The organism is Alteromonas sp. 76-1 (genome assembly GCF_900654235.1).
In the GTDB taxonomy this organism is placed as follows: domain Bacteria; phylum Pseudomonadota; class Gammaproteobacteria; order Enterobacterales; family Alteromonadaceae; genus Alteromonas; species Alteromonas naphthalenivorans.
Map to the genome: position 1 here is coordinate 3,954,381 of NZ_LR136958.1, position 12,252 is coordinate 3,966,632.

The 12,252-nt window shown below is 43.1% G+C and carries 8 protein-coding genes; 5 read left to right on the forward strand and 3 right to left on the reverse strand.

The window, feature by feature from the left end; genetic code table 11:
* The first annotated feature begins 360 nt into the window (after window positions 1-360).
* From ALT761_RS16770 to ALT761_RS16785, 4 genes are all read left to right on the forward strand, one after another.
* On the forward strand, window positions 361-705 hold the full coding sequence (locus tag ALT761_RS16770) for a cupin domain-containing protein (RefSeq protein ID WP_057789516.1): 345 nt from the start codon (window positions 361-363) through the stop codon (window positions 703-705).
* 4 nt (window positions 706-709) lie between these two features.
* Window positions 710-2,017, forward strand: a complete 1,308-nt coding sequence (locus tag ALT761_RS16775; RefSeq protein ID WP_129740062.1) for an MFS transporter — start codon at window positions 710-712, stop codon at window positions 2,015-2,017.
* A 373-nt stretch (window positions 2,018-2,390) separates the two neighbouring features.
* Entirely contained in the window at window positions 2,391-2,954 is a 564-nt protein-coding gene (locus tag ALT761_RS16780) for a DUF2780 domain-containing protein (protein ID WP_129740063.1), read from the forward strand.
* A gap of 91 nt (window positions 2,955-3,045) precedes the next feature.
* The gene (locus tag ALT761_RS16785) at window positions 3,046-6,438 is read left to right on the forward strand and encodes a DUF748 domain-containing protein (protein WP_129740064.1); all 3,393 of its coding nucleotides are present in this window, start codon (window positions 3,046-3,048) and stop codon (window positions 6,436-6,438) included.
* Window positions 6,439-6,488: 50 nt separating this feature from the next.
* Here the strand turns inward: ALT761_RS16785 and ALT761_RS16790 are convergent, their stop codons facing one another.
* On the reverse strand, window positions 6,489-7,880 hold the full coding sequence (locus ALT761_RS16790; RefSeq protein WP_129740065.1) for a DEAD/DEAH box helicase: 1,392 nt from the start codon (window positions 7,878-7,880) through the stop codon (window positions 6,489-6,491).
* Window positions 7,881-8,483: 603 nt separating this feature from the next.
* Between ALT761_RS16790 and ALT761_RS16795 the strand changes: the two genes are divergently transcribed.
* Window positions 8,484-10,562, forward strand: a complete 2,079-nt coding sequence (locus ALT761_RS16795) for an EAL domain-containing protein (RefSeq protein ID WP_232043485.1) — start codon at window positions 8,484-8,486, stop codon at window positions 10,560-10,562.
* Here ALT761_RS16795 and ALT761_RS16800 read toward each other — a convergent pair.
* Together ALT761_RS16800 and ALT761_RS16805 are read right to left on the reverse strand one after the other, a co-directional pair.
* Window positions 10,559-10,975 (reverse strand): hypothetical protein, encoded by a 417-nt coding sequence (locus ALT761_RS16800; protein WP_129740066.1) that lies wholly within the window; start codon window positions 10,973-10,975, stop codon window positions 10,559-10,561. The two genes, ALT761_RS16795 and ALT761_RS16800, sit on opposite strands and share 4 nt — an antisense overlap.
* Complete coding sequence (locus ALT761_RS16805; RefSeq protein WP_129740067.1) at window positions 10,975-12,171, reverse strand: hypothetical protein; 1,197 nt, start codon at window positions 12,169-12,171, stop codon at window positions 10,975-10,977. The genes ALT761_RS16800 and ALT761_RS16805 overlap by 1 nt, the downstream gene beginning before the upstream one ends.
* Window positions 12,172-12,252 lie beyond the last annotated feature (81 nt).

The following is a 12,252-nucleotide window of genomic DNA, read 5'->3' on the forward strand; positions in this document are numbered from 1 at the left end:
TATTAAGCGCCCCGCTACACTTCAATTTATAAAGCAAATAGCAAGACTACTGTGATTTTTGGGGTTACGAGGCAATAACGAAAGCACACACCTGTCGTTAACGTGCTGTGAAGTTAATCGAACTCTTACTATGTTAGTAACTGAACTGTTTCATTAACAATAAAAAGGTGAGGTAACACCCGATGTGCTTCTTATCCTATATCACACAATTGAGACCCCTTTCTTCTACTGTATTTGCTTCGTTTGGTAGCAACGCATCTCTCAAAGACACTCGTTTCAAATTCACATAAGAATTCAAACCCTATTTGTTAAATGGTAGACCGCCATTTAAGAGCTATTTAATTATTAGGAGCAAGTAAAATGCAAAAGCAAAGCGCACTTTTTTTATCAGGCAACGAAACTGAAATAGAAGATATCGGCGGCGGGCTAAAACGCCAAATGCTTGGATATAACGAAGAATTAATGATGGTTAAAGTCTTTTTCGACAAGGGCGCAGAAGGGTACGTGCACGCGCACAGACACTCTCAAGTCACTTACGTTATTGAAGGCGAATTCCACTTCAGCATCAACGGCGAAGTTAAGGTAATGAAACCAGGTGATAGCTGCCTTATTCCACCGCATGCAGACCACGGCGCAGTTTGTCCTACTGGCGGCATATTAATTGACACCTTTAGTCCTCCACGCGAAGACTTCTTAGAGGAATAAAACTGTGAAATTAAATGGCTTACGTTGGTGGGTAATCGCATTAATTGCGCTTGCCACCGTGATTAACTATATCGACCGTCAGGCACTTAGCGTGTTGTGGCCTGATATTGTTGAAGAGTTATTTCCGGATGAATCAGCGTTAGAACGCAAGCAAATTTACGCTAATATTTCCATTGTGTTTGTATTTGCTTACGCGTTTGGGCAAGCCATTTTCGGTAAAATTTTCGACTGGGTTGGTACCCGCTTAGGCTTTGTGCTGTCTATCGGCGTATGGTCGTTGGCCACCATTGCTCATGCATTTGCACAAGGTTTGCTAACTTTTAGCTTATTTCGCGCCATTCTAGGTATTGCTGAAGCAGGCAATTGGCCAGGTGCTGCAAAAGGAAATGCAGAATGGTTTCCCACGAAAGAACGTGCGCTTGCACAGGGTATTTTTAACTCTGGTGCTGCTATTGGTGGCATTATTGCCATACCCTTAATCGCATTTTTGACCGTTTATTTCAGTTGGCAGATGCTGTTTGTTGTTGTGGGCGCAGTTGGATTACTGTGGTTAATTCCTTGGTTAATTCTTGTAAAAGCACCACCTGGTGCTCACCCTTGGATTACTGATGAGGAACGTGAGTATATCCTTACTGGTCAACGTCAAACTACGATGTCAGCAGACATGGTTGAGACTGAAGTAGAAGAGTACAACCCCTCTACTGGTGAGCTACTCAAACGTAAGCAAAGCTGGGGCGTTATTATAGCTTCTGCTGCTATTGACCCTATCTGGTGGCTGTTTGTATTTTGGATCCCCATTTATTTGAATGAAGTTTACGCCATGGATGTTAAGTCTATTGGTATTTACGGCTGGGTACCTTATGTGGGTGCTATGTTTGGTGCTTGGTTTGGCGGGTTGCTTGCTCAAAATAGGCTTAAGGCTGGATGGAATACAGATAAAACTCGAAAGCTCACCATTACGCTTGGTTGTTTAATTATGCTTCCTTCGCTTTTAGCCATGTCTCAGCCTGGTTCTCCTACCATGGCGGTTATTATCATGGCGATCATCTTGTTTGGTTTTCAAACCGCGATTGGTAACGTACAAACACTACCAAGCGATTTATTAGGCAAAAAAGCGGTAGGCACCTTGGCTGGATTTTCAGGCATGGCAGCAAAGTTAGGGGCGGTCGGTTTAACCGCTTTGGTTCCTTACCTTACTGCCGATGGGAACTATGCCCCTGCGTTTATCATTGGCGCAACGCTCGCCATTATAGCAATGGCAGCGGTATGGTTGTTAATTCCTAAAATTGAGCCGCTGAAAAAGCTAGACTAAGCTAGGCTTATACTAAGAAAAGTACTGACGATGGCTACAACATACGTTGTAGCCATTTACCTAATACAAACCCTTTAACTAATAACGTGTCAGCCTTTTTTTTGAGATAAATAGTGGCTACACGATTCTGTAGGCGCCGTACTCCCCACTTCAATGTAAAGCTGCTTTACACTTTATTGCAGGCAATAGCACTTAATTTACGATAGCATAGCGCCTCAGAATACCGCCTAAATTTCACCTATTGCACTATTTAAAACACTATCTATTGCGCTATCGAGCTAGGCTAAAGAGCTAGTTTAAAGAGCACCTTGCTTCTTAGTTTACTGACTTACTAGCTACAGCCCGATAGATTTCTACTTCAGAGGAAAATCTTATGAAAATTTTATCTTTATTCGTTATCGCTACATTATCATTCTCGGCACACGCTTCTGCCAATGACACGCTAAACAAACTAAAAGGTATGTTGGGTGATGCCACTACCCCCTCTTCACAAACCACAGAGACGGCTGAGGCGAGCTCACTGGATGTGTCTAGTTTGGTAAGTATGGTGTCAGAAAATTTAGGCGTAAGTGAAACACAGTCTGAAGGTGGTTTAGCCTCGATTTTTGATTATGCTAAAGGCAACCTGACTACTGCTGATTATTCAGAACTCGCCAGTGCGATCCCTGGTTTAGATTCTTTGTTAGAAAACGTACCTTCGGTTGCGGCAGATTCTACAAATGGCGGCTCAACCATGTCTGGATTACTAAGCAAAGCCTCAGAATATAGTAGCTCTCTAGGCTCTATAAACGAATTAAAGCAACAATTCGATGCGCTTGGCTTAGATGCAGATATGATAAGCAGCTTTATCACACAAATTAACACTTACCTAAACAGCAATGAAGAAACACAGTCTTTACTTCAGTCTGGCTTAGGTAATTTAGCCTCAATGCTTTAATATTTATTTTTGGCGGCTGTATTAGTGATTGACCTATGCCATCACTTATTCGTCGCCTTTTTCTCTTCTTTTTAATACGTCTAGAATAATTATGCCCATAAAAAACTTAGCTACCTCATTTAAGCAGCAACCTAAATGGCGGCGTATTGCTACCTACTTTCTGTTGGCATACTTATTCTACGCATTAATACTGGGCCTTGTTGCGCCTATGGTTCTTGAATCCAAAGCACCAAAAATATTGAGTGAACGGTTAGGCCGAAATGCCAGTATCGAAAGCATTCGTATCAATCCTTTCTTGCTGCGTGCCAGGGTGTCTGGGCTTTCTATTGATGAAGCTAGTAACGATGAACCATTCATTGCGTTTACACTGCTGGAAGTTGATGTGGGCTTTTGGCACACCCTATTCAGCTTTACCCCTACCCTAGAGCACATCTATCTAAATGCCCCTTATGCACGCTTTGCTCGGGTATCGGAAGGTGATACTTCACTAGCGTCTGATCAAGATACCACCGTATTTAATTTTTCTGACATTATAGATACGCTCGCTAAAGCTAATCACGATACAACCGAGCCTGAAGCGCAAGAGCAAAGCGAAATACCTCATATTCGCTTGGGGAAATTTCGCCTGAGCAATGGCCACATTTCAGTGGCCGATTATGTCACCGACACACAGCTTGATTATCCAGAGTTGTCTTTTACGCTAAACAATCTTGATACCCTAGCCACTTCCTTAAATGTAGATGCAGACCAAAGTCAGGTTAGTGGCGCTGATAATAACTCCCTAAGTGCAAAGAACAGCACTGAAAATAGCAGCAAAGAAGAATCAGCCAACCACTATTCTTTTACCCTCGCGACCACCGAAGGCGGCAGCGTTCAATTCGATGGGCAGTTTCAGCTGTCTCCCATAGATATAGCGGGTAGTTTTGAGGTGAGCCAAATTGCGTTAGCTCCGCTTTGGCCATTATCTGATGACATGATTGATGCGAAAATAACAAATGGCGCCCTAAGTTTTTCCCTGGATTATCATTTATCAGAAAACAATAATGATTTTCGCTTTCGAGCAAATAATGCCGACTTATCTTTGTCTCAATTAGTTATCTCAGACAAAGAAAGCCCTAGAATTAAGCTTGCTGAATTACGTGTCAGTGACATAAGCCTAGATACCGAAACGCAGCAGGTTAATGTTGCTAATTTTAGCCTAGAACAGCCTTGGATAAGTGCTCAAATCGACAAATCGGGTGTAGATTTAGTATCAATATTTACCCCAAAAGGATTCGATGAAAAAGCTTCACAAGCGGCCTCGAGCACTTCGTCCACAGGCCCGACAGCCCCGACAAAAGCCTCACCTGCGACGCCTCCCGCAACCGCGCCAACGTCATCAGATTATAGCGCCAGCGCAGCGCCAAACACAGGGAACTCAGCTTCTGTTGATGCCACACAAAGTGATAAAGCGGCGTGGCGGGTAGTACTGCAAGCGTTCGCGTTAAACGAGGGCGATGTACTCGTACGAGAAAGTATGGTTTCTGACGGGGTTAATTGGCGAGTGTTTCCGCTAAATTTAACCACGGGCGTGATAGATTCTACCCTGACAACCCCAATCGATTACACTATTGATATAAAGCTCGGTGGCAGCCTAGCGCAGTCTTCCACTTCAAGCCTACCCGACACTTTATCGATAGCCACACCCGCTTCATCGATAAGCAGTAAAGGCGCTATTTTGGCAAATGTTCAAGCCGTGTCGGGGACTATTGATATCAGCCAATTCGGCCTTTCCCAACTTCAGCCTTATGTAGAGCAGTATTTAAACCTTGCTCTTGAAGATGGCAGCGCAGCTCTTTCAGGTAGTTTTGAAGCCAATAGTGACAGTAAAATAGTATTTGATGGCCAAGCAAATGTAGCTTCACTCACAATTATTGAGGGCTTAAAGCAAGAGCCTTTACTGCAATGGGCCGATTTGCAAGCAGAGGGAATTAAATTTAACTCTATTACCAACGCCCTTTCTTTAGAAAAAATAACGCTGGATAAACCTTACGCTAAACTTCTAATTGCACAGGATAAACAAACCAATTTTGGCAATATCGTCGTTGACCAAACCGCTTCAACGACTCCTGCTACTTCAACAGCAGAAATGGAACCTGATACCCAAACTGAATTAAATCAGGAAGCCCTCCTAAGCGCTGGCGAAGACGCCTCTGAGCTTGTTATTCGTATCGATGAAATAGTCTTTAATGATGGTAGCGCCTACTTTGCTGACAATTCTTTACGCCCACGCTTTGCTTCTGGCATTGAGAGCTTAAATGGCAGTATTACTAAGCTCTCATCAAATGCCGACACCGCCGCAAATGTAGACGTAAAAGGTAAAATAGATGGCTACGCGCCAGTTGCTTTGTATGGCGCAATTAACCCGCTAATAGAAGACATCTTTTTAGACCTCACGTTTACCGTAGAAGGCGCGGAACTAACGTCTGTAAACCCTTATTCGGGTACTTATATGGGCCACTTTATTGATAAAGGTTTATTGTCCCTCGATATACAATATTTGCTTGAGGACAACCAATTAGCGGGCAATAACCATGTTGTCATCGACCAACTTACCTTAGGTAGAAAAACGGACTCTGAGAAAGCGTTAAGCTTACCGCTTGGGCTGGCCATAGCCTTGTTAGAAGACTCGAACGGTGTTATTGATCTGGGTCTTGAAGTATCTGGTGATTTAGATAGCCCAACCTTTGGGTTCGGCTCTATCATATTAAAAGCAATTGGTAACTTGATCACGAAGGCGGTGACTGCGCCATTTTCGTTGTTGGCGAACTTAGTGGGCAGCGACGACGATGAGCTTAACGAAATCGACTTTGCACATGGCTCATCACAGCTAAGTGATGCTGCATCAAGCAAACTCGCTACCCTTGCCGATGCGCTAGCAAAACGCCCTGGACTTCGCGTGAATATTGAAGGCACTGTAGACGAAGTACCTGACGCTTATGAACTAGCGGAACAGAAACTGCAACAACAGCTGTTAGCCCTTTCTGGCCAAGAGGCGCTACCAGAAAGCTTGTCGCCAAGTACCATGCCGATAAGCGGCCCTCTAGCTGACGCATTAAGTGAGTTATTCGTTAGCAGCACCGGCAAAACAGTAGAAGAAGAACGCGGAGTGGTAATAGCTAAGTTGCAGCAAAGCGATGGTGATAAAAGTGAAGGTGAAGGTACAAAAGATACTGAAAATAGCGAAACAACACCTGTTCAAGTAACACCTGATGCCGCACAAGTTGAACAAGCACTGTATATTGCCATGTACAATCAAGTAAGAAGTGCCATGGACATACCGAAGCGGGAACTTGCCCATCTAGCTGATGCGCGCGCCAAAATGGTGAAAAACTTTTTGGCAAATGACCTTGCGATAGACGCTAATCGTCTGTTTTTGTTAAACAGTCGACAACATTTACAGCTTAAAAAAAGCGGAGTCGCCTTAACGCTTGAGGCCAACTAAAGGTAGGGGCTAAGGTGTCTGGGTTAATCCCAAACACCTTCATTTAAGTCTTAAGCTTTACTCGTAGGTGCTCTGCGCGAGCTAGGTTTGCCAGCGTTAGAGCGACCTGAGCCTCCCGGCTTTCCTGAACCGCCAGGCTTACCAGAGCCACCTGGCCTACCCTGTCCTCTTGGACCATTTCGGCTACCTGAACGACGTGCTGGTCTATCACCTTGGCTATTACCATTACCATTGCCACCTTGAGATTGACGCGGGCGCTTAGGCTTGTTTGGCTTTTTAGGCGCTGACAATGTGGTTTCAGGTACCTTAGCTTGAGGCTCAAAACCTTCAATAATTTGGCGCGGAAGTAATTGTTGAATAAGAGTTTCGATATCTTTAAGTTGATCTAGCTCATCAATACTAACGAAAGACCAAGCTTGACCACTGGCCCCAGCTCTACCCGTTCTGCCAATTCGATGCACATAGTCAGCAGGCGTGTTTGGTAAGTCGATATTAATAACAATAGGTAGCTCGTTGATGTCGATACCGCGAGCAGCAATATCAGTCGCTACCAGCACATCAATTTCACCACTTTTAAACTCAGACAGCGCCTTTGTACGCGCACCTTGGCTTTTATTGCCATGGATTGCTGCACTTGGAATACGCGCTCTACTCAGTTTGTCTGCAATACGGTTAGCGCCATGCTTAGTTCTGCTAAACACTAACACCTGCTTCCAACCATTTTGCTTAATTAGGCTAATTAAGGCCGCTGTTTTCTTAGACTTGTCGATAGGCACTAAATGCTGCTGAACTGTTTCAACAGTAGTATTAGCAGGTGCCGTAGACACTTTCTCAGGATTGTTCGTAATCGTTTGCGCCAGCGTGGTTATTTCAGAAGAGAAAGTCGCTGAGAACAATAAGGTTTGTCGCTTAGTCGGCAACAATTTAAGAATACGTTTTATGTCATGGATGAAGCCCATGTCTAGCATTCTATCGGCTTCATCTAACACCAAGGTTTCAAGTTGGCTGAACTTAACCGCGTTTTGTTGGTATAGGTCGAGCAAGCGGCCAGGGGTGGCGATAAGTACATCAACACCTGAGCGTAGCGCTTTCATTTGCGGGTTAATACCCACACCACCGAATACCACGGCGGTTTTAAGTGGCAAAAACTCACTAAACGATTTTACGTTTTCTTCCACCTGCGCCGCAAGTTCACGGGTTGGCGTTAAAATAAGTGCGCGAACACAATTAGATGCAGCGGGTCTGCCGTCCAATAAACGGTGTAGCAAAGGCAAAGAAAAGCCTGCTGTTTTACCTGTACCTGTTTGCGCTGCTGCCAGTATGTCTTTGCCTTCAAGAATAATGGGAATAGCTTGCTGCTGAATGGGCGAAGGCGTTGTATAGCCTTGTTTTTCAATAGCTTGTAGTAGCGGGGCAGCTAGGCCCAACTCAGAAAAAGACATGGATAACTCCTGGAAATAAAAATTAGGTTACGCAACGTAACCGGTCTGCGCTGAAGGGTTATCAGTCTGAAGCAGGTGTAAAACGGTAAAGTTCGTAATGTGAAACGCGAGAGGGACTTGCAATAGTAATTATAAAAGCAGAAACAATTATCAAATTAAAATAGTACCTACAAAATGCGGGCGCATACTACCACTGTTTGGCCTCACTCGCTAGGTTAATTTTTAACCTCGACGTAAAGATCACATACAATGAAGGTATGTATAACGTAGCCATGGCTTTACCTTTCACTTTGTAGCGCTCATCACATTGTTCATAGCACTATGCAATCGCCAGACCCGATAGAAACGTCTATTGAAAACTACTCTTGTGTCTAATTGAACTAATTCAAGAAATCGACATAATTGTGCACAAATAAACCGATTATTAACGGGTGAATTAGTTTAGTAACCTTATAAACATGTGTTTTGCCAGCGAAATCCGTTAACCAGTATTATACTAATCGTTAAATGCCTCGTTATATGCATTAACGTCATCATTTACTAATAAAAAATAACTAGGCATTAAACGACATTTGGCATTATTGATTAACTCGAGTTTCTTGATTGAAAAGTCTTCGTTCCGACATTGCACTTACATCTATAGCTTCTGTTGCCATTATCAGTGTATTGATAATGGCTTTGTCTATTCGTGTTTACGAAACCTTGTATCAAGATTTTGTTGCCTACCAATTTGACGCTCTGGCTGAAAATATGGCCGTCGATTTACTGCCTGTAATCAACTATAGCGCCGGAAGCTTTGACCAAACTCAAGTTCTACTTCGATTAGACAAATACGAATACGTTGAGTTTGCTCGTATTTACAACGAATACGATGAATTGGTCAATCATTACGTTGGTAACCCAAATATCGAAAATGGGTCATCTTCCACTCGGGCTGTTGATGAAGCTAATTACCTTCATTTAGACAATGGCTTTCACACCATTAATAACAACATATTTGTTATTAAAACGATTGGTGAAGTGGATCTTCCCATGGGAAAGCTCGTTTTATCCTACGACATTCAACATCCACTTGCCGAAAATCGTTGGAAATTTATTGGACTCGTCTCGCCTGTTGTCATCATTCTTCTTCTCATCACCGTCATCACTACTGTGCGTTTACAAAGGCGCTTGCTTACCCCGCTGACTTCGCTAATTGCGAAAATGAAAAAAGTCGAAAAAGAAGCAAACTACGATGTAAAAGTCTCGGAAGAAGGCAAGTTTGAAATTGCTTCACTTGGGCGCGGTTTCAATAGCATGATGCTGCACATAAAAAATCAAATAGACATTAATAAGCGCAAAACCCTGTTGCTCGAAAGACAGCAGTCTCAAATGGAGAAGCTTGCTAACTTCGATACGCTAACAGGGTTACCCAACAGACAGTATCTAATGAAAAGCTTATCGATTGAATTAGCTAGTGCTAAAAGAGACAAGTCCCAAGTTGCGCTTATGTTTCTCGACTTAGATGGTTTTAAGCAAGTCAACGACTCTTATGGCCACGATGCTGGTGACAAACTACTTTGCGGCATTTCATCTGAAATATCTGATGCTATGCGCGATGGCGACATAGTGGGTCGTCTTGGCGGCGATGAATTTCTTATTATCTTAGTGGGCAACCCTACGAACTCACAACTGGAAGCAATAGCGAAGCGACTCATCAATAGAATCACCCAACTGCATCATATTGATGGTTGGCGAATAGACCCTAGCGTTAGCATTGGTATTGCCCTTGCTACAGATAGTAATTACGCCGCGTCCACGTTAGTCACAAACGCTGATGTTGCTATGTATAAAGCGAAGAACGAGGGCAAAGGTCGTTACGTTTGGTTTACTGCGTCGATGCAAGAGGCAACTAGACGCAAAATTCAGGTGGCTACTCACCTTCCTCAAGCCATCGAGAACAATGAATTCCATTTAGTTTATCAAGCTAAAGTCAACAGTGAGGGTGAGGTGGTTGGTTTTGAGGCCTTATTGCGCTGGTTTGACAACGAGCTTGGTAATATTTCTCCAGCTGAGTTTATACCCATAGCCGAGCAAAGCGACAGAATTTCAGAAATTACACTTTGGGTGATAGTCCAAGCTTGTTTAGAGATACCCCATATATCGGAGCACTATGGTGAAAATATTAGAGTTTCAATCAACCTTTCCGCTTACGATTTAAAAAACGTTCATGTGACCGAATTTATTTTGGAGGGGTTACGTTCCGGTGGGATACCCAGAAATAATGTGGAATTTGAAATCACCGAATCGGCTTATATGAATAATTTCTCTATCGCAAATGCCTTTTTAGCTGAGCTCAAAAAAGAAGGCTGCAAGATATCCTTAGACGACTTTGGAACGGGTTACTCATCATTAAGTTACATCACAGAGTTTAACATCGACACGCTTAAAATAGACCGTCAGTTTGTGAGTCAAATTGGCACATCAAAACGTTCTGAGCTTATCACTATCACCATTATCGAAATGGCGAAAAACCTGAATTTAAATGTATGCGCTGAGGGTATTGAAACCCATGAACAGTCCGCGTTTTTAACCGATAATGGTTGCAACATTTTACAAGGTTTTTTATACAGTAAGCCTATACCGCTTGACGCTTTGTTTTCACAACTAGAAGAACAGGCTTTTTTGCGCCAAGTGAACTAAATTGATACATACACCACGGTTAGACCATTAGGAATTGTTGTTCCCTCTGGTAGATAGCCAACACTTGACTCATGTTCTATAAGAAAAGTGACCATTTCTTCGATATTGCTAACATTCGAAGGTGGAACACTACGCCCACTGAATCGCATTTGCGCCCAGAATGACTGAATTCGGGATTCAGGCAACCCTATAACTTGAGTATTGAAGACTTTTCGAATATAGGTACCAGATTCGAACTCTACGGGTGACAACCCATTGAGAGAACCTCCCATAAACAAATTGCGTATTTCGCTTTTACTCAGCTGAAGCGTTGACTCGGCTGAATTAGCCACCACCAACACACGTTCACGTGCGTGCGCTAAAGAGGCAAGCACTGTCGAAGATAAGAGCACGAATAACACTAAGTAACGCATCAAAACACCCACTCTACGCCCACTTGATAGAGACTTGCGCGCCTATCAAAATCAGCATTTGTAGGTGGAACATAAAACAGCGATGTTTTGCCCTCTTTGCCCTTCAAAAAAGAAACTTCGGTCTTAAACGCAAGGCTAGTACTGTAATCCCAACGAACACCAAAGGTTAAAGAATCTAAGTCATCGGTAGGAAATAAAGCATTAATTGAATCAACCGAGGTTGATAGTAAATCGAGTAACGGGCTCACCCCTAACGGGATAGTATTTTCAATACTGTTCTCGTCCTGACGTGACCTTGCTATCGTAGCGTGAAATAACAACGAGTTATGATATCGCCCTAGTGTTAGGTAATAGCTGTTGATACCAGATAAAACATCAAGATCAGAATCTACCGACATTAATTCTGCGCTGACAAACCAATCCAGTGATGTATAGCCTGCACCAAACTCATAAACTGAGACACCGTCGTCTAATCTAAATTTTGCTGCAAGTTCTTCGAATCCAGCCGAGGTGAGCCCCCCAACTAATTGGTCGATTAGCACGCTATTATCGACAACTTCAGTTACTCTCATAAAAGACGAGCGAAAATGGAAGCCATCATAAGTCAATGAAAGCACCGCACCATAAATATCGTTGATATCAACATCAAATGCGTCTTGGCCTGAGAAAAGTTCGCCATCGAAATCTCCCCAATATCCCTCAATCTCTAGTCCAACGTTTTGAAATTGTGTTTTGTGCCTAACGTTCAAGCCTTCGTAGCCCGAATAAAAAAGCCGTCGACTATAAACTTGCTCAGGTGCATTAAGCCAAGGGTAAGAAAAACCTACATCAACAACATCGGAATACTTGAGTACAGGTAATCGAAGTCGCCCAACATTGAACTGCCACGATGATGAAGGTTGATAGGTAAGATAAAGCCAATCTAATCCTGAATCTCTATCTGGCCCGGTGTGGAGTATTCCCTGAGCAGAAATTGAAAACTGATTATTAATCGCATAATCGGCTTGCAGTGCGATGAGTGAATCTTCAGAAAAGCTCCACGAGTTATCGTAATTTGCATAAGACGCTTCGCTTGTGGACAGCTGACCACCTACGACCCTAGCAAACCCAGAAAACGTTAGATCGCGATGAGTATCTGCAATCGCAATAGGCGTAAAAAGCGCTAAGGAGAGCAAAGCAGTAATATATTTCAGCATCTAGGTCATAACTCAGTAGATAGCTATAGCAGACCAAAGCAAGGGAGCTAGCTGCTAGCTTTATTAGATAATTAATAGCAT